The sequence below is a fragment of the Enorma burkinafasonensis genome, from assembly GCF_902150035.1.
GTDB lineage: Bacteria > Actinomycetota > Coriobacteriia > Coriobacteriales > Coriobacteriaceae > Enorma > Enorma burkinafasonensis.
On the sequence record NZ_LR597525.1, the window covers coordinates 1 to 17,148 of the forward strand.

At 69.1% G+C, this 17,148-nt stretch carries 18 protein-coding genes; 17 read left to right on the top strand and 1 reads right to left on the bottom strand.

Features of this window, described 5'->3' with window-relative positions:
- The first annotated feature begins 159 nt into the window (after positions 1 to 159).
- The 13 genes from rpiB to FS885_RS09140 all read left to right on the top strand — a co-directional run bounded on the left by rpiB (position 160) and on the right by FS885_RS09140 (position 10,949).
- Positions 160 to 609 carry a ribose 5-phosphate isomerase B gene (gene rpiB, locus FS885_RS09080; protein WP_144744749.1) on the top strand — a complete coding sequence of 150 codons (450 nt, stop codon included), beginning with the start codon at positions 160 to 162 and terminating at the stop codon, positions 607 to 609.
- A gap of 3 nt (positions 610 to 612) precedes the next feature.
- Entirely contained in the window at positions 613 to 1,260 is a 648-nt protein-coding gene (upp, locus tag FS885_RS09085; protein ID WP_144744750.1) for a uracil phosphoribosyltransferase, read from the top strand.
- A gap of 196 nt (positions 1,261 to 1,456) precedes the next feature.
- Complete coding sequence (locus tag FS885_RS09090; protein ID WP_144744751.1) at positions 1,457 to 1,759, top strand: hypothetical protein; 303 nt, start codon at positions 1,457 to 1,459, stop codon at positions 1,757 to 1,759.
- A gap of 39 nt (positions 1,760 to 1,798) precedes the next feature.
- Positions 1,799 to 2,596: a F0F1 ATP synthase subunit A gene (gene atpB, locus FS885_RS09095; protein ID WP_144744752.1), complete on the top strand. Its 798-nt coding sequence runs from the start codon at positions 1,799 to 1,801 to the stop codon at positions 2,594 to 2,596.
- Positions 2,597 to 2,679: 83 nt separating this feature from the next.
- Positions 2,680 to 2,871, top strand: a complete 192-nt coding sequence (locus FS885_RS09100; RefSeq protein ID WP_087356603.1) for an ATP synthase subunit c family protein — start codon at positions 2,680 to 2,682, stop codon at positions 2,869 to 2,871.
- Between the two features lie 36 nt (positions 2,872 to 2,907).
- On the top strand, positions 2,908 to 3,510 hold the full coding sequence (atpF, locus tag FS885_RS09105) for a F0F1 ATP synthase subunit B (protein WP_144744753.1): 603 nt from the start codon (positions 2,908 to 2,910) through the stop codon (positions 3,508 to 3,510).
- Entirely contained in the window at positions 3,497 to 3,985 is a 489-nt protein-coding gene (locus FS885_RS09110) for a F0F1 ATP synthase subunit delta (RefSeq protein WP_144744754.1), read from the top strand. The genes atpF and FS885_RS09110 overlap by 14 nt, the downstream gene beginning before the upstream one ends.
- Complete coding sequence (gene atpA, locus FS885_RS09115) at positions 3,978 to 5,588, top strand: F0F1 ATP synthase subunit alpha (RefSeq protein WP_144744755.1); 1,611 nt, start codon at positions 3,978 to 3,980, stop codon at positions 5,586 to 5,588. The genes FS885_RS09110 and atpA overlap by 8 nt, the downstream gene beginning before the upstream one ends.
- Positions 5,589 to 5,592: 4 nt before the next feature.
- Complete coding sequence (atpG, locus tag FS885_RS09120; RefSeq protein WP_144744756.1) at positions 5,593 to 6,504, top strand: ATP synthase F1 subunit gamma; 912 nt, start codon at positions 5,593 to 5,595, stop codon at positions 6,502 to 6,504.
- Positions 6,501 to 7,958: a F0F1 ATP synthase subunit beta gene (gene atpD, locus FS885_RS09125; RefSeq protein WP_144744757.1), complete on the top strand. Its 1,458-nt coding sequence runs from the start codon at positions 6,501 to 6,503 to the stop codon at positions 7,956 to 7,958. Before atpG ends, atpD begins: the two co-directional genes overlap by 4 nt.
- A gap of 6 nt (positions 7,959 to 7,964) precedes the next feature.
- Positions 7,965 to 8,366 carry an ATP synthase F1 subunit epsilon gene (atpC, locus tag FS885_RS09130; RefSeq protein ID WP_342777744.1) on the top strand — a complete coding sequence of 134 codons (402 nt, stop codon included), beginning with the start codon at positions 7,965 to 7,967 and terminating at the stop codon, positions 8,364 to 8,366.
- A gap of 114 nt (positions 8,367 to 8,480) precedes the next feature.
- Entirely contained in the window at positions 8,481 to 9,764 is a 1,284-nt protein-coding gene (gene murA / locus FS885_RS09135) for a UDP-N-acetylglucosamine 1-carboxyvinyltransferase (protein ID WP_144744758.1), read from the top strand.
- Between the two features lie 12 nt (positions 9,765 to 9,776).
- Positions 9,777 to 10,949, top strand: a complete 1,173-nt coding sequence (locus tag FS885_RS09140) for an LCP family protein (protein ID WP_144744759.1) — start codon at positions 9,777 to 9,779, stop codon at positions 10,947 to 10,949.
- Between the two features lie 284 nt (positions 10,950 to 11,233).
- Here FS885_RS09140 and pepT read toward each other — a convergent pair whose 3' ends face one another.
- Positions 11,234 to 12,481 (bottom strand): peptidase T, encoded by a 1,248-nt coding sequence (pepT, locus tag FS885_RS09145; protein WP_144744760.1) that lies wholly within the window; start codon positions 12,479 to 12,481, stop codon positions 11,234 to 11,236.
- Positions 12,482 to 12,603: 122 nt separating this feature from the next.
- On the opposite strand from pepT, the gene FS885_RS09150 reads away from it, so the two are divergent.
- From FS885_RS09150 to FS885_RS09165, 4 genes are all read left to right on the top strand, one after another.
- Complete coding sequence (locus FS885_RS09150) at positions 12,604 to 13,866, top strand: acyltransferase family protein (RefSeq protein WP_144744761.1); 1,263 nt, start codon at positions 12,604 to 12,606, stop codon at positions 13,864 to 13,866.
- A gap of 121 nt (positions 13,867 to 13,987) precedes the next feature.
- Entirely contained in the window at positions 13,988 to 14,410 is a 423-nt protein-coding gene (locus FS885_RS09155; protein ID WP_144744762.1) for a metal-dependent transcriptional regulator, read from the top strand.
- Between the two features lie 35 nt (positions 14,411 to 14,445).
- A complete protein-coding gene (locus tag FS885_RS09160) occupies positions 14,446 to 15,384 on the top strand; it encodes a homocysteine S-methyltransferase family protein (protein WP_144744763.1) in 939 nt (312 codons plus the stop codon).
- An 81-nt stretch (positions 15,385 to 15,465) separates the two neighbouring features.
- Positions 15,466 to 16,884 (top strand): phosphohexomutase domain-containing protein, encoded by a 1,419-nt coding sequence (locus tag FS885_RS09165; RefSeq protein ID WP_144744764.1) that lies wholly within the window; start codon positions 15,466 to 15,468, stop codon positions 16,882 to 16,884.
- Positions 16,885 to 17,148: the final 264 nt, after the last annotated feature.

The following is a 17,148-nucleotide window of genomic DNA, read 5'->3' on the forward strand; positions in this document are numbered from 1 at the left end:
GCCCCCGCCGTCCGGCTGCCCTGCGCGTGGGCCGCCCTCGCGCACGGCACCTGCGACTTTCCTGCGCCCTCGGCGATGCCCGCCGGGAAAGCCGCCGGTAGGTGGTAGAGTGGTGCTATACGCGGACATCCCGCGCGAAGCCACGCAGAAGGAGCAGCCATGCGCATCGCCATCGCATCCGATCACGGCGGATTCGACCAGAAGGGCCCGCTCGCCGCCTACCTGGCAGACGAGCTCGGCCACGAGGTCCTCGACTTCGGCCCCGACACGGCGGATTCCGTGGACTATCCCGACTACGCCGAGAAGGTCGCGCGCGCCGTCTCCGCGGGCGACGCCGACTTCGGCGTGCTCATCTGCGGCACCGGCATCGGCATGGCCGTCGCGGCCGACAAGGTCGCCGGCGTGCGCGCCTCCTCCATCACCTCGCCCGCCTTCGCCGAGCTCTTCCGCCAGCACAACAACGGCAACGTGGTGTGCCTCTCCGGCCGCTTCATCGACCTCGACGTCAACAGGGAGATCGTGCGGACCTTCCTCGAGACGCCCTTCGAGGGCGGCCGCCACGAGCGCCGCGTCGCGAAGATCTCCGCGCTCGAGAACGCCGGGGAGTAGGCGATGGCCGCAGATTTCGACCGCGCCCGCGTGACGCTCGTCGACCATCCGCTCGTCCAGCATAAGCTCTCGATCCTGCGCGACCGGCAGACCGGCACCAAGCAGTTCCGCGACCTGGTGGGCGAGCTCGCCCTCTTCGAGGGGTACGAGGCCACGCGCGACCTGCCGCTCGAGGACGTCGAGGTCGAGACCCCCATCCGCCGCGCCACCTGCCGCAGGCTCGCGGGCATGAAGCTCGCGATCGTGCCCATCCTGCGCGCGGGCCTGGGCATGGTCGACGGCCTGCTCGAGCTCGTGCCCGCCGCGCGCGTGGGCCATATCGGCATGTCGCGCGACGAGGTGACCCACCTGCCGCACGAGTACTACTGCAAGCTCCCGGCCGACATCGACCGGCGCGTGTGCCTGGTGGTCGACCCCATGCTCGCCACGGGCGGCTCCGCGGTGGCGGCCGTCGAGTACCTGAGGCGCCAGGGCGCGCGCGACATCCGCTTCCTCTGCATCGTGGCGGCGCCCGAGGGGCTCCGCGCGCTTCTGGAGGCCGATTCCGGGGTGCGCGTCTACACGTGCTCCATCGACGAGGGCTTAAACGCCGACGCCTACATCGTCCCGGGGCTCGGGGATGCGGGGGACCGCATCTTCGGCACGCTCTAACGCACGCGCCGAGCGGGGTCCATATCATGATAAGAGCACGTCAGAGCGCCAATCTTAGCCAGCAGTCCAAACCCTTCGGCACACGGTCACGATTGGAACACATTTCCCTTGAATTCCTGTCGCGGGTCTCTACAATAGGTGCACAGCCTGAGCGGTCCGCGTGTTCGGAGGCGCCCGGGCGGAGGTGCGATCGCTGATGTCCGGCTTCGATGCCGCAGTCCATCTGCCGGCCGGCGCGATCGGGGCCGTCATCGGCCTCGCCGCCTTCGCCCCCTTGCTCGCCGCGCTCGTGCCCGTGCTCAGGCGCAAACGGGACGCCGATATGGGGATCGGCCTCATAGGCGTGTTCGTCTCGTTCGCGATCCTGCTCGTGGGCGTCGTCGTGGTGGCCGTCATCGCGCGCGCCGCGCTCGTGGCCTTCACGGTCGGCGAGCTCGCGGGCTTCTTCGTGGGCCTCATCGCCGTCGCCTGCATGGTGATCTGGGACCACGGGAGATAAGGGCGCCTTCGGGCGCCGCTGGATAGGAAGGTGACGTTCTTGGACGCGTTTTCCAAGCTGCCCGAGGCGATCAACGAGCTCGTTTCCGAGTTCTCCTCGGCACCGGTGGTGGGCGACCTCGATGCGGGCCTGACCCAATACTCGTTCTGGCTCATCGTGGCGGCCCTGCTGCTCGCCGCCGTGGTCTTCGCTTTCGTGCGCAAGCAGGAGCTCGTGCCCCGCGGCGTGTTCGTCAACGGCGTCGAGTACCTGGTCGAGTATGTGGAGAACGACGTAGCCAAGGGGGTCGTCGGCACCGAATGGCGCCGCCACTTCCCCTTCCTCGCCACGATCTTCTTCTTCATCTTGGTGAACAACTTCGTGGGCCTCGTGCCCGGTATGAAGCCCGGCACGGGCGCCATCGGCTGCACGGCCGCGCTCGCGCTCGTGACCTTCATCTACTTCGTGTACTACGGCTGCAAAAAGCACGGCGTCATCGGCTACATCAAGAGCCTCGCGCCGGCTGGCGTGATGTTCCCCATGAACGTGTTCGTGTGGGTCATCGAGGTCTTCTCGCTGCTGCTCCGCCCGATCACGCTCGCCATCCGTCTGTTCTGCAACATGTTCGCCGGCCACATCGTCATGGGCTCGTTCGCCATCATGGCATCGCTTTTCGTCGAGCCGCTCTTCCAGCAGCTCACGGCCATGAACGCGGCGATGGCCCTGCCGAGCGTGGCGTGGCTCGCCATCCTGCTCATCATCTACGCGGTCGAGCTCATCGTCGCCTTCGTCCAGGCGTACGTGTTCACGGTGCTCGCCGCCGTCTACATCCAGATCGCCGAGGCCGAGGGCCACTAGCGGTCGCAATCGCTGACACGGGGCGCAAGGCCCCTGTCGATACTGGGTATCCTGCGCTCAGGCGCACGACAAAGGAGGAAACAGTGGGAGTTATCGGTTACGGTCTCGGTGTTATCGGCGCCGGCTTGGCGATCGGCCTTGCCGCGTTCGGCGCGACCAGCGCCATGGCGCGTCAGCCCGAGATCCAGGGTCGAGCGTTCACCGTCTTCATTCTGGCATCCGCCTTCACCGAGGCGCTCGGCCTCATCGGCTTCGTCGTTACGCTGATCTCCTAGGGAGCCCTGCGCATCGTGTCGTGTAAGGAGCAGACCATGAAGATCATCAACCGCGCGGCCGCCGTCGCGGCCCCCTGGGCGCTTGCGGCGCTCGCGGCCCCTGCCCCGGCGTTCGCCGAGGGCGCGGGCGGCGCGTCCATCCTCATCCCCAAGATGGCGGAGTTCGTCCCGGCGCTCATCGCGTTCCTCATCATCTGGGTCGTTCTGGCCAAGATCGCGTGGCCGAAGGTGCTCGGGATGATGGACGAGCGCTCCCGCCGCATCGAGGAGAGCCTCGAGGAGGCCGAGCGCACCAAGCAGAAGGCCATCGAGGACCGCGCCGCCTCCGACGAGCTCGTGACCGACGCCCGTCGCCAGGCAGCCGACATCGTGCTCGCCGCCCGTCAGGACGCCGAGGCCGAGCGCGCGCGCATCATCGCCGCCGCCCGCACCGAGGCCGAGCACATCATCGCCAAGGCGCACGCCACCGCCGAGGACGAGCGCCACGCGCTCTACGCCGAGGCCGCGGCGTCCATCGCCGACCTCTCGGTGTCGGTCGCCTCGAAGATCGTCGAGAAGACGCTCGACGAGGACGGCGAGCAGCGTCGCCTCATCGAGCGCTACATCGAGGAAGCAGGTAGCCTGAATGCCAGCAACTAGCCGCAGGGAGGGCCGCGTCCTCGAGACCTACGCCCACTCGCTCCTGGAGGCAGGCAAGGCCGAGGGGCGGGTCTTCGAGAACCGCCGCGACCTCGAGGTGCTGGCCTCCGCCAGCCCCGAGCTCCTGGCGGTGCTCACCGAGCTCGTCCAGCGCGACCAGCTCGACATCCTCCCCGCCATCGCCGATGCCTACCGCACCATGACCGAGGAGGACGACGAGGTGGTGGGCGTGACGGTGACCACCGCCGTCCCGCTCGACGACGCCCTGCGCGCCTCGCTCACCGAGCGCTGCGAGCGCGAGCTCGGCCGCAAGGTGTTCCTCATCGAGCACGTCGACCCCTCCATCATCGGCGGCATCGTGCTCGAGGCCCGCGGCCAGCGCCGCGACATTTCGGTGAAGACCAGGCTGCGCGCGATGCGCGACAACCTGGCTTCCATCCATCCGCACGAAGGAGGTGCAGTCGCTCATGGCTAAGACGATCGACGCGCAGACCATCGCGCGCGCCCTGGCGGAGCGGCTTGACAGCATCGCCGCCACGGTCGACACCCAGGAGATGTCGCTCGTCGACGAGGTGGGCGACGGTATCGCCCGCGTCAGCGGCCTGCGCAACGCCATGGCCGGCGAGCTTCTCGAGTTCAAGAGCTCCGAGACCGGCGAGACGGTCTACGGACTCGCCCAGAACCTCGATGCCGACGAGGTGGGCGCCGTGCTCTTCGGTGACGTGTCCGTCATCAAGGAGGGCGACGAGTGCCGCACCACCGGCCGCATCATGGACATCCCCGTGGGCCGCGGCATGCTCGGCCGCGTGGTGAACCCGCTCGGCCAGCCCATCGACGGCCTGGGCGACATCCGCACGAGCCACCGCCGTCCCATCGAGTTCAAGGCCCCCGGCGTCATCGACCGCACGCCGGTGTGCGAGCCGGTGCAGACCGGCCTTCTGGCCATCGATGCCATGATCCCCATCGGGCGCGGCCAGCGCGAGCTCATCATCGGCGACCGCAAGGCGGGCAAGACCGCCATCGCGATCGACACGATCATCAACCAGCGCGGCAAGGGCATGATCTGCATCTACGTCGCCATCGGCCAGAAGGCCTCGACGGTCGCGAACATCCGCGAGACCCTCTCGCGCCACCATGCGCTCGACTACACCGTGATCGTCTCGGCGACCGCGGCGGAGTCCGCGCCGATGCAGTACATCGCCCCCATGGCGGGCGCCGCGATCGGCGAGTACTTCATGTACAACGGTCGCGACGGCGAGCCCGCGAACGCCGCCAACCCCGGCGGGCACGTGCTCGTGATCTACGACGACCTGTCCAAGCAGGCCGTCGCCTACCGTCAGATGTCGCTGACGCTGCGCCGTCCGCCCGGACGCGAGGCCTACCCCGGCGACATCTTCTACCTGCACTCGCGCCTGCTCGAGCGCGCCTGCAAGCTCTCCGAGGCCCTGGGCTCCGGTTCGCTCACGGCGCTCCCGCTCATCGAGACGCAGGACGGCGACGTGTCGGCCTACATCCCCACCAACGTGATCTCGATCACGGACGGACAGATCTACCTGCAGAGCGACCTGTTCTTCCAGGGCCAGCGCCCGGCCGTCGACGTGGGCATCTCGGTGTCGCGCGTCGGTGGCGCCGCGCAGACCAAGGCCATGAAGCAGGTGGCGGGCAACCTCCGCCTGGACCTCGCGGCCTACCAGGAGCTCGTGGGCTTCGCGCAGTTCGGCTCGGACCTCGACGCCGCGACGCAGAAGCAGCTCACGCATGGCTCGCGCATGACCGAGCTTTTGAAGCAGCCGCGCTTCAAGCCGTTCGACGTCACCAACCAGATCGTGGCGCTGTTCGCCGGCAACAAGGGATACCTCGACGACCTCCCGCTCTCGCAGGTCCTGAGCTTCCGCGACGAGCTGCTCGAGTACATGAACAACTCCTACGGACCGCTGCTCAACCGCCTGCGCTCCGAGAAGATCGAAGGCGACCTCGACACCAAGCTCACGCAGGCGATCGAGGACTTCAAGAAGCAGTACCTGACCCGGCATGCGGGCGAGGGCGAGGACGACGGATCAGCGGCAGAGGAGCAGTAGCCCCATGGCGAACCTTCGCGACATACGCAAGCGCATCTCGTCGGTGGAGAGCACCAAGCAGATCACGCGCACGATGGAGATGGTCTCGACGGCCAAGATCCGCCGCGCGCTCGACCGCGCCATCCAGGCGGAGCCCTACAAGACCGCCATCACCGACGTCATGCTCACCGTTGCGCAGGACACCGAGGTCGCGAACGGCGACCCCATGCTCAAGCGGCACGAGGCCGAGAAAGCGGGCCTCGTGATCGCCGTCGCGTCCGACCGCGGCCTGGCCGGCGGCTTCAACGTCGGCGTCGTCCGCGCGACCGAGAAGATCCTCGCGCGCTGGCAGCAGGCGGGCGCCACCGGCAAGGTCATCGCCTGCGGGCGCAAGCCGAGCGAGTACTTCAAGGGCCGCGACGAGCTCGTGATGCACTTCGAGGGCACGTCGGCCGACCCGTCGTTCGAGCAGGCCCGCATGATCGCGAGCTACGTCTGCCGCGCGTACGCCGCAGGCGAGCTCGACTGCGTGGAGCTCGTGTACCACCACGCCAAGAACCGCGTCGACCAGGAGCTGCGCGTGGAGCACCTGCTCCCGCTCGACGCCGACGCCGTGGCCATGGCGCACGGACCGCGCAAGAACGCCAGCGAGGGGCCCAAGCGCGTCTCGTCGGCGTTCAGGTTCGTGCCCTCGGCCGAGCGCGTGCTCTCCGATCTCGCGCCGAGCTACGTGCTTACGGTCATCCACCAGGCGCTCATCGACTCCGCGGCCGCGGAGCAGGGCGCCCGCCGCAAGGCCATGCACTCGGCGACGGAGAACGCCACGGCCATCATCGCCACCTTGACCCGCACGTACAACCGCGTGCGCCAGGCATCCATCACCACCGAGATCAACGAGATCGTGGGCGGAGCCTCAGCATTGGAGGACCAGCAATGACAGATACCAGCGTGAAGTCGGTCATCGAGGAGGCCGGCCGCATCCATTCCGTGGGTGAGGGCCGCATCGTGCGCATCATCGGCGCCGTCGTCGACGTGCGCTTCCCCGCCCAGGTGCCGGGCATCTACAACGCCCTCACCGTCGAGGCGGACACCCCGATGGGGCACGTGAGCACCATCCTCGAGGTCGAGAGCCAGCTCCCGGGCGGCGTGGTACGCTGCGTCGCGATGACCTCCACGGACGGCCTGCAGCGCGGCCTCGTGGCGGTCGACACCGGCGAGCCCATGAAGATGCCGGTCGGCCCCGGTACCCTGGGCCGCATCTGGAACGTGCTGGGCAAGCCGGTGGACGGCAAGCCCATGCCCGAGATCGAGGAGTACTACCCGATCCACCATCCGGCGCCCCACTTCGATGAGCTCACCACCCAGACCGAGATCTTCGAGACGGGCATCAAGGCCGTCGACCTGCTCGAGCCCTACATCCGCGGCGGCAAGACGGGCCTTTTCGGCGGCGCCGGCGTGGGCAAGACGGTGCTCATCCAGGAGCTCATCAACAACCTCGCGCAGGAGCACAACGGCACGTCCGTGTTCACGGGCGTCGGCGAGCGCACCCGCGAGGGCACCGACCTTTACCTCGAGATGACCGAGTCGGGCGTCATCGACAAGACCTGCCTGGTCTACGGCCAGATGAACGAGCCCCCGGGAGCCCGCCTGCGCGTGGGCCTCGCCGGCCTCACCACGGCCGAGTACTTCCGCGACCGCGGCCAGGACGTGCTCCTGTTCATCGACAACATCTTCCGCTTCTCGCAGGCGGGCTCCGAGGTCTCGGCGCTGCTCGGCCGTATGCCGTCGGCGGTGGGCTACCAGCCCACGCTCGCGACCGAGATGGGCGACCTGCAGGAGCGCATCACCTCCACCAAGACCGGCTCGATCACCTCGGTGCAGGCGGTCTACGTGCCCGCGGACGACCTCACCGACCCCGCGCCGGCCACGACCTTCACCCACCTCGACGCCCAGACGGTCCTCTCGCGCTCCATCGCGGCGCTCGGCCTCTACCCGGCCATCGACCCGCTCGCGTCCTCCTCGGACGCGCTCGACCCGAGCATCGTGGGCGAGGAGCACTACCGCGTGGCCGTGAAGGTGCAGGAGATCCTCCAGGAGTACTCCGACCTGCAGGACATCATCGCGATCCTCGGCATGGACGAGCTCTCGGAGGAGCAGCGCCTCACGGTCGACCGCGCCCGCAAGCTCCAGCAGTTCCTCTCGCAGTCGTTCCACGTGGCCGAGAAGTTCACGGGCAACGCCGGCGTCTACATCCACGTCGAGGACACGGTGCGCAGCTTCGCCGCCATCGTCGACGGCGAGTGCGACGACATCCCCGAGCAGGCGTTCCGCTACGCCGGCACGATCGACGACGTGCGCGAGCGCGCCGCGAAGATGGAAGCGGGGGCGTAAGGACCCATGGGACCCATGCACATCCGCATCGTCTGCCCCGAGCACTGCGCCTACGAGGCGGACGCGGCGTTCGTCGCCGTGCCCGCCACCGACGGCGAGCTCGGCGTGCTGCCCCGGCACGCGAGCGAGATCGCGACGATCGAGCCCGGCTACGTGCGCGTCTGCGACGAGGCGATGGGGGAGCCCGACCACACCTTCGCCGTGACGGGAGGGTACGTCCAGATCGCCGACGACGAGGTGGTCGTGCTCGCCGAGCGGGCGGAGGACCTGGCCTCGGTCGACGCCGACGACATCAAGGGGCGCCTCGCAGGTTTTGAAGAACAGCTGCGTAATTTGTCGCAGGATGATGCACGCCGCGCCTACCTCTATAATGAGATTGCATGGTGCAGGCTCCTGCTTGCCGAGTAGACGCGCGCGACGTGCGTCCCTGAACGAGAATATGCCTCATCATGCCCGGAACACCCTCCGGGCATGATGCTATCTGGGGGCGAGAGCCCCGGTTGTCGGGTGAAAGGATGACACGTGGATATCATCCGTGTTGAAGGCGGACATGCTATCGAGGGGCGCGTCGAGGTCGCAGGCGCCAAGAACTCCGCGCTCAAGCTCATGGCGGCCACGCTGCTCGCCCCCGGTCTCACCACCCTCGAGAACGTCCCCAACATCTCCGACGTGCACGTCATGGGCAAGGTGCTCAAGGGCCTGGGCGCCACGATCGAGGTCGTCGACGAGCACACGCTCGCCATCGACACCTCGGCGGTCGACTCCTGGGAGGCACCCTACGAGCTCGTCGCCAAGATGCGCGCCTCGACGGCCGTCATGGGGCCTTTGCTCGGCAGGTTCAACAAGGCGAAGATCGCCATGCCGGGCGGCTGCAACCTGGGCGCGCGCAAGATCGACATGCACATCCTGGGCCTCGAGGCCCTGGGCGTCAGCTTCGACACCGACCACGGCTACATCTACGCCGACGCGCCGGACGGCCTCGCGGGCACGGCGGTCACGCTCGAGTTCGCGAGCGTAGGCGCGACCGAGAACCTGATCATGGCCGCGGTCCGCGCCAAGGGCACGACGATCATCGACAACGCCGCGCGCGAGCCCGAGATCGTCGACCTCGCCAACATGCTCAACAAGATGGGCGCCAAGATCTCGGGCGCCGGCACCCCGGTCGTCGAGGTCGAGGGCGTCGAAAGCCTGCATCCCGTGGTGCACCGCGTGGTGGGCGACCGCATCGAGGCGGGCACCTTCATCGTGGCGGGCGCGCGCCCCCCCGGCCCCGCCGGCGTCGAGGTGGCCGGCTTCAACCCGCAGCACCTGGGCATGGTGCTCAAGAAGCTCGAGCTCATGGGTGTGCCCTACGAGCGCACCGCGGACGGCGTGCGCGTCATGCGCGCCGAGCGCCTGCGGCCGGAGGACATCCAGACGCTGCCGTTCCCGGGCTTCCCCACCGACATGCAGGCCCAGGTCATGGTGCTCTCCGCCCTCGCGGACGGCAGCTCCGTGATCACCGAGAACATTTTCGAGAACCGCTTCATGTTCGCATCCGAGCTGGTGCGCATGGGTGCCGATATCCGCATCGAGAGCCACCACGCCATCATCCACGGCGTGGACGCGCTCTCGGGGGCCCAGGTGGTCTCGCCCGACCTGCGCGGAGGCGCCGCCCTGGTGCTCGCCGGCCTGGTCGCCGAGGGCACGACGGAGGTCTCGGCCATCCATCACATCCGCCGCGGGTACGAGCGCTTCGTTGACAAGTTGTGCGGATTGGGGGCGCAGGTGGCCTGCGTGACCGTGCCCGATCCGATGGATGACTAGGTAGGTACGCGCATGGGTTTGCGTCGAAAGAAGGCCGTCCAGCAGTCGAGGCGCACCTCGTCGAGCACGGCGAGCAGGATCTACAGCCGCGATAACGTCGCGCGCTACGCCGAGCGCTCGCGCCAGCGCCGCCGCGGGCGGATCATCCGCCGCACGGTGCTCGGCGTGCTCGTCGCCTTCCTCGTGACGGCCGGCACCGCCACGGCCCTGTGGTTCAACAGCATCGTCTCGCGCCTCTCGGACGCCGGCATCATCACGCCCGAGCTCCAGGCCGTGCTCGTCGACTCCGACGTGGCCCGCGAGCCCTTCTACATGCTGCTTCTGGGCACCGACGGGCGACCGGGCGAGACCTCGTACCGCGCCGACACCATCATCCTCGCGCGCATCGACCCCAAGCAGCAGCACGTGACGCTCATCTCCATCCCGCGCGACACGCGCATCACCTACAAGGGCGAGACGATGAAGATCAACGCCGCCCACACCACCGACGGCGCGGTGGGCATGGTCGAGGCGGTGAACGACCTCTGCGGCGTCGAGATCTCGCACTACGCCGAGATCAGCTTCGACGGCCTGGTGCAGCTCGTCGACGCGCTCGGCGGCGTCGAGGTGAACGTCCCCGACGAGATCGACGACCCCAAGGCGGCCGACTTCACGATCGAGCCGGGCCTGCAGACGCTCAACGGCGAGCAGGCGCTCGCGTTTTGCCGCTCCCGCGCCTACGCCGACGGCGACTACACCCGCATGCGCCACCAGCGCATCTTCGTCGCGGCGCTCGCCAACACGATCCTGAACCGCACCGACGCCACGAAGCTCCCGGGCATCATCGACGCCATGGCCGACATGGTGGCCACGGACCTCACGCTGAGCGACATCCTCTCGCTCGCGAACGCCATGCGCGGCATGGACACGGACGCCATGTGGACCGCGAACATCCCCTCGCACGCCGGTGGCGACACCTACATCAACGGCGTGAGCTACGTGTTCGTGCACGAGGAGGAGCTCGAGGAGATGATGGAGCGCGTCGACGCCGGCGAGGACCCCGAGGGCCCGCAGTCCGGCCTGTCGCTCGACAGCGGCAGCTCCACGACCATCGGCGACCTCTCCAACAACGAGGCGAGCGACTGGGCGAACGGCACCGCCACCACGAGCGGCTCGGGCTCGGAGGACGAGGAAGCCGAGGAGTAGCGCCCGCTGCCGAGGCCGCACTCGCCGCCGGCGCCGTATTCGCCGCCGGCGCCGCACCTGCGGCCGGGGCTGTACCCGCGTCTGCGCTCCCCAAAATGTACGATTCCGTGTATCTCGGCGACTGAAATCCGACGTCATTTCATCGAGATACACGGATATGGACGAAATCGGCCTGCTGAGCGCCGATTCCGTCCATTTTTATGTATGCCGAGAAAACGCGGTCCATCGAGATACATGGATATGTACATTCCAACGGGTCGGGTCGGGGATGTGGCGCGGGCGCCCTACGCGAAGCGAGCGACGAGCTCGGTGAGGACGTCGACCATGCGCTCAAGCGAGCTCACCGGGATGAACTCGTTCACGCTGTGGCAGGCGTATCCGCCGGTCGAGAGGTTGGGGCAGGGGAGCCCCCTGAACGAGAGCTGCGCGCCGTCGGTGCCGCCGCGGATCGGGATCACCCGGGGTTCGACGCCCGCCGCGCGGAAGGCCTCCTCGGCCGCGGTGATGAGCTCGGGATGGGCCGAGACGACCTCCGCCATGTTGCGGTACTCCTGCTCCACGTCGAGATGGACCCGCTCGCAGCCGAGCTCGCCGTTCATGAAGGCGGCCGCCGCGCGCATGAGCTCGACATGGGACTCGAACGCCTGGCGGTCGTGGTCGCGCACGATGTAGCGCGCCGTCGCGTGCTCGCAGGTCGCCGAGACGCCGAGCAGGTGGATGAAGCCCTCGTACCCCTCGGTGTGCTCCGGGCGCAGGTGCTCGGGCAGCATCTGGTGGAACCGTGAGAACAGGTTGCCGGCGTTCACCATGCGTCCCTTGGCGTCGCCGGGGTGCGTGGAGTGGCCGTCGAAGCGCGCGGTCACGCTGCAGGCGTTGAAGCACTCCCATTCCAGCTCGCCGATGGGGCCGCCGTCGACGGTGTAGGCGTACGCGCAGCCGAAGCGCTCGAGGTCGAGCAGGGCCGCCCCATGGCCGATCTCCTCGTCGGGGCAGAAGCAGATGCCGAGCGCGGGATGCGGCAGCGCGGGGTCGCGCGCGAGCCGTGCCACGAGCGCCATGATCTCGGCGATGCCGGCCTTGTCGTCGGCGCCGAGTAGGGTGGTGCCGTCCGTGACCACGAGGTCCTCGCCGATAAGGGAGCCGAGCGCCGGGTAGCCCTCCGGGTCGAGCTGGATGGGGCCGTGAGGACCCGTGCCGCTCACGAGCGGGCCGCCCTCGTAGCGCACGATATGCGGCCGCACGCCCTCGCCGGAGACCACCTCGGTGGTGTCGAGATGGGCGATAAGGCCGAGCGCCGGCCGCGCGCCCTCGCCGTCGCTCGCGGGGACATGGGCGGTGACGTAGCCGTGCTCGCTGACCTCGACGTCGCGGGCGCCGAGTTCGCTGAGCTCGTCGGCGAGCATGCGCGCGAGGTCGAGCTGCTCAGGCGTCGAGGGCACCCGGTCCGCGTTCGCGTCGCTCGAGGTGGTGGGTACCTGGACGTAGCGCAGGAAGCGCGCGAGGACGTCGGGTGTCGAGGGCGAAGCGGCCATGCGGGCTCCCTTCTCGTGGTTCTGTCGTGTGAATCCCACTGTAGCACGTGCCTATGCGTAGAATAGGCCCGTGTAACCAAGGCGCCGGGAGGCCGGCGCCGCGCGCGACGGGAGGTGATGCGGTGGCTCGCGAGATCGATGCCTCCCCGGCCGCCGCGCCCCGCGCGCCGCGGGCCCGCAACCTGCGCGTCGAGGCCCTCCGTCTCATCGCGATCGCGGGGATCGCGGTGTTCCACACCTTCCAGGACCTGTTCGCCCAGGCCGTCGAAGCCTCGATGGGCGCTGCGGCGCCCGGTCCGCAGGCGCTCGCCCATGCCGTCGCGAGCGGAGATGTCGCCCGCATCATCGCGGCGGCGCCCGCCGCCCTTGCCCTCCTCGGCCTCATCAACCTGCTCGGAGCCTTCGGCAACCAGGTGTTCTTCGCCATCTCCGGCCGCTTCCTCATACCGGCCATGGCAGCCCGGGCGGGCGAGGCCGGCTACTGGCGCGAGGCGTACCGCAAGACGGCCCGCCGCCTCGCTGCCATCGCTGTGTCCGTCGGCTGCTACGCGGCGCTCGCGCTCGCCGTCGACGCCCTGGTCTTCCCGCTGCCCGGGATCGGGCTCAACCAGAGTGCGTGGATCGTGGGCGGCCTCCAGTTCGTCTGGGTGTATGCGGCGCTCGTCGCCGCGGCCCCGGTGCTGGCGTGGGCCTGGCGGCGTCTGGGCAGGTACCGCCTGCCGGCTGCGGTGGCACTCGCCGTGGCGGTCTACGCGGTCAACGCCTACATCGCGTTCGTGTCGCCGGGCGAGCTCGAGCGCGGGTTGCTCGAGTGGCGCAAGCTCATGAGCGCGGTGAGCTATGCGGTGGGGTTCGTCTCCGGCGCCGCCTTGGGCGAGCTGGCCTCCTCGACCGCCCGCCGCGCATGGCGCCGGCGCGCGCGGTGGGCCCTCGCCGCCGCAGTACTCCTCACCGTGGCGGTCGAGGCGGCCGCTGCGTGGTGCGGTCGCGCCGATATCCTCCAGGCGCTCTCCTTCAAGTCGACCTCGGCGCTCTCGTTCGCGCTCGCGCTCGCGGCGCTCGCCGCCGCCCTCGACCGTCCCGCCCGCGCGACGGCCGCATCCCCGATGGGGCACCTGTCCGCCCGCTTGGCCCCCGCGATACTCGGCTTCTATATCCTGCAGTCGTTCACCTATTCGCTCTGGTGCCCGTATGCCGACGGCATGCTGCGGGACGCCTGCCTCTCGGCGATGGGGGCCGCCGGCGCCACGGCGGGCTCGGCTGCCTGCGGCATCATCGCGACGTTGACGGCGGGCGCGCTCTTCTCCTTCGCCCTGCTCGCGGCCACGCTTGCAGTCGACCTGGTCGTCCGCCTGCCGCTGCTTCGCGCGCTGCGGCTCAAATAGCGGCGCACGCGCCAGCCCGCTCCGCCCCGCGCGCCCGCCTCCGCCCGGCCGTACCCGGTGGGGGTATCCTCCCTGGGCGATGGGGTACAATGGCGAGCGAAAGACACAGATGGGAGCCCCTATGGAAACCACCGAGCGCTCACGCGAGCTGCATCTCACCATGGCGAACGAGGACTACCTCGAGTGCATGGTCAGGATCGAGCAGGAGGACGGTGCCGAGGGCGGGGTGCGTTCGGTCGACATCGCCACGCGGCTGGGGGTCTCGAAGGCGTCGGTCAACAAGGCGGTCACCGCGCTCAAGGGCCAAGGGCTCGTCGAGCAGTCGCACTACGGCAAGGTGCTGCTCACCCCGCAGGGGTGCGAGGTGGGGTCGGCCGTGTGGTACCGCCACCGCCTGATCCGCACCTTCCTCGTGCAGGAGCTCGGCGTCGACTTCGATCGCGCCGACGCCGAGGCGTGCATGATGGAGCACGCCCTGTCCGAGGACACGATGGGGCGCTGGCTCTCATACCTGGAGCGGCAGGGGATCTCGGTCGATCGCTAGGGGGAGCGCGCATGCGAAAGGCGAACGCGGGCCCGATGACGGAAGAACCTATCGACGCGGCGCCGCGCGGCGTCCGCTTCGAGAGCGGCTACTACAATCGCGCGGGGGCCTCGGAGCTGCTGCAGCGTCTGGAGGACGAGACCCTGCTTGTGCAGGGGCCCATGGGGAGCGTGCTCTTGAGCGAGCCGGGCGCGGCCGACATCCCGCCGGCGTTCTGGAACCTCGCCGAGCCCCAGACCGTCGCCCGCATCCATCGCCTGTACGAGGCATCCGGCGCCCAGGTGATGCTTACGAACACCTTCCAGGCGAGCGGACCGGCGCTCCGGCGCGACGGGATCGCGCGCCCGATGCGCGAGGTCAACCGCGCCGCGGTCGATGCCGGGCGCGCCGCCCGGCCGCAGTTCGTCGCAGGGTCCGTGGGGCCCTGCGGGCTCAGCTGGATGAGAGAGGACTCGCCCGAGTACCGCGCGTGCCGCGCGGCGTACCGCGACCAGTGCCATGCGCTGCTCGCCGCAGGCGTCGACGCGCTCATGCTCGAGACCTTCTGCTCCATCCGCGACCTCGCCCCGGCTCTCGGCGGCGCGCTCGACTGCGCGGACGGTATGCCGGTCCTTGTGAGCTTCGCGATCGATGCCGAGGGGAACCTTCTGGGCGACGGCCTTACCATCGAGGGGGCCATCGTCTACGCCGAGCGCCATGGGGCGGCGGCGGTCGGCGTCAACTGCTGCGCGCTCGAGGCCGCGACGCGCGTGCTGCCGCGCATGGTCGCCGCCGCGCGCACGCCGGTCATGGTGAGGCCCAACGCGGGCGACCCGGTGCCTGCTGAGGACGGGTCGCCCGTCTGGCACGAGGACCCGGAGGCCTTCGCGCGGGCCTGCAGGGCATGGCGCGTGGGCGGCGCGCGGCTGGTCGGTGCCTGCTGCGGCGCCACCGCGCGCACCACGGCGGCTATGGCGGACGCGCTCGAGCGGTAGGTCCCTGCGGCCGTGTGCGCCCCGGGGCATTGGGTATATATAGAGTTCTGAGTCTACACACGAGGCAAGGAGAGCTGCGCGATGGGCGCGATGATCCATTTTGGGACCGACGGCTGGTTCGCGCGCCGGGACGGCGACTTCACCGACGAGAGCGTCGCCCGCATCGCCGCCGCCGCTGCGGAGCTGTGGGCGCGCGTGCGACCGGGCGACATCGTCTACATCGCCTACGACGCGCGCAGGGATGCGGAGTCCTTCGCCCTGCTGGCCGGCAGGGTGCTTGCCGCGTACGGCCTGACCGCCATGGTCTCGAACACCGTCGCCCCCACGCCGGCGCTCGCATGGACGGTGGGCCGCGACCCGCGCTCCTGCGGCGGCATCATGGTCACCGGTTCGCATAACCCCCAGGATTACCTGGGCATCAAGCTGTTCCATGCGGACGGCGCGATGATGTCGTCAGACGAGATCGCCGAGATCGAGGGGAGCCTCCCGACGGACGTGCCCGAGGGGCGCGGGGCGGTCAAGCGCATCGATGTGGTGACCCCGTACCTGGATGCGCTCTATGCGGAGGTCGACGGGGAGCTCATAGCGTCCGCCGGCCTCAAGGTCGTCTACGACTCCCTGTACGGCGCCGGTGCGGGTTGGCTGCCCGCGGTGCTCGGGGCCCTGGGGGTACAGGTCGTCGAGATCCACGACGAGCAGGGTATCGAGAGCGATGACATCCACCCCGATCCCGTGGAGCCTTGGGTCGACGACTGCGAGCGCGCGGTCGTCGAGCTGGGCGCCTGCGCGGGTCTCGTGACCGACGGCGACGCCGATCGGGCGGGCGCGATCGACGAGAAGGGGCGCTTCATTGGGCCCGCGACTGTTGCCGCGCTCGTGCTGAAGCATCTGGCGGAGAACCGCGGCCGCACGGGCCGCGTCGTCGCCGGCGTGTCCGCCTCGGTGCTCCTGAGGCGCGTCGCGAGCGCGCTCGGCTGCCGAGCGGTGATGAAGCCGGTCGGCTATGAACATATATATAAAGAGTCGCTCAAGGGCGATGTGCTCATCGGCGTGGACGAGGGCGGCGGCATAGCGCTGCCGTTCCACATGCCCGAGCGGGACGGCCTTCTGGTCTGCCTGCTGCTCTGCGAGCTCATGGCGACAAGCGGGCGCACGCTCTCGGAGCTCGTGGACGACCTGGGGACGAACTTCGGCACCGTGTACCGTGCTCAGCGCAACCTCAAGGTCGAGAACGAGGTCGTGGAGATGTTCCGCACGATGCTGCCCGGTCTGAACCCGCCGAGCGTAGCGGGCCGCGAGCCGATGGCGGTGAGCCACATGGACGGCCTGCGCATGGAGTTCGAGGACGAGTCATGGCTTCTCATGCGCCCGAGCAGAACGAAGCCGATCGTGCGCGTGTACGCCGAGGCGCCGAGCATCCGGGAGCGCGACGAGCTCCTCGAGGCGGGCTGCGATATCGCCCGCGGGGACGATGAAGATAGCGGATTCTCGATTCTGTAGCCAAGAGGTTCGGCAGGCGGTAGCAACTAGTAGACGAGTGGCAGAAGAACACTATATATAGTGGGTATTCAGGCCGAAACGAGTCGTCTTGTGAAGGAACGGTGTAGACCCGGATTCCCGGCCCCACACCTCCGGGGTTCTGGCAATATATCTCCTTGCCGCGCGGCGCCGAGCCGCGCAGGCGGGTACCTTGGGAACCGGATACCGCGAGGCGGGAGAGGGAGAATGCGCGGGAGCGCGCCCTCCTCGCCAGGGAAGAGACGA

Excerpts from the sequence above, each read along its gene's own strand:
- rpiB (WP_144744749.1), top strand. The coding sequence starts at position 160 with ATGCGCATCGCCATCGCATCCGATCACGGCGGATTCGACCAGAAGGGC.
- upp (WP_144744750.1), top strand. The coding sequence starts at position 613 with ATGGCCGCAGATTTCGACCGCGCCCGCGTGACGCTCGTCGACCATCCG.
- FS885_RS09090 (WP_144744751.1), top strand. The coding sequence starts at position 1,457 with ATGTCCGGCTTCGATGCCGCAGTCCATCTGCCGGCCGGCGCGATCGGG.
- atpF (WP_144744753.1), top strand. The coding sequence starts at position 2,908 with ATGAAGATCATCAACCGCGCGGCCGCCGTCGCGGCCCCCTGGGCGCTT.
- FS885_RS09110 (WP_144744754.1), top strand. The coding sequence starts at position 3,497 with ATGCCAGCAACTAGCCGCAGGGAGGGCCGCGTCCTCGAGACCTACGCC.
- atpA (WP_144744755.1), top strand. The coding sequence starts at position 3,978 with ATGGCTAAGACGATCGACGCGCAGACCATCGCGCGCGCCCTGGCGGAG.
- atpG (WP_144744756.1), top strand. The coding sequence starts at position 5,593 with ATGGCGAACCTTCGCGACATACGCAAGCGCATCTCGTCGGTGGAGAGC.
- atpD (WP_144744757.1), top strand. The coding sequence starts at position 6,501 with ATGACAGATACCAGCGTGAAGTCGGTCATCGAGGAGGCCGGCCGCATC.
- atpC (WP_342777744.1), top strand. The coding sequence starts at position 7,965 with ATGGGACCCATGCACATCCGCATCGTCTGCCCCGAGCACTGCGCCTAC.
- FS885_RS09140 (WP_144744759.1), top strand. The coding sequence starts at position 9,777 with ATGGGTTTGCGTCGAAAGAAGGCCGTCCAGCAGTCGAGGCGCACCTCG.
- pepT (WP_144744760.1), bottom strand. The coding sequence starts at position 12,481 with ATGGCCGCTTCGCCCTCGACACCCGACGTCCTCGCGCGCTTCCTGCGC.
- FS885_RS09155 (WP_144744762.1), top strand. The coding sequence starts at position 13,988 with ATGGAAACCACCGAGCGCTCACGCGAGCTGCATCTCACCATGGCGAAC.
- FS885_RS09160 (WP_144744763.1), top strand. The coding sequence starts at position 14,446 with ATGACGGAAGAACCTATCGACGCGGCGCCGCGCGGCGTCCGCTTCGAG.
- FS885_RS09165 (WP_144744764.1), top strand. The coding sequence starts at position 15,466 with ATGGGCGCGATGATCCATTTTGGGACCGACGGCTGGTTCGCGCGCCGG.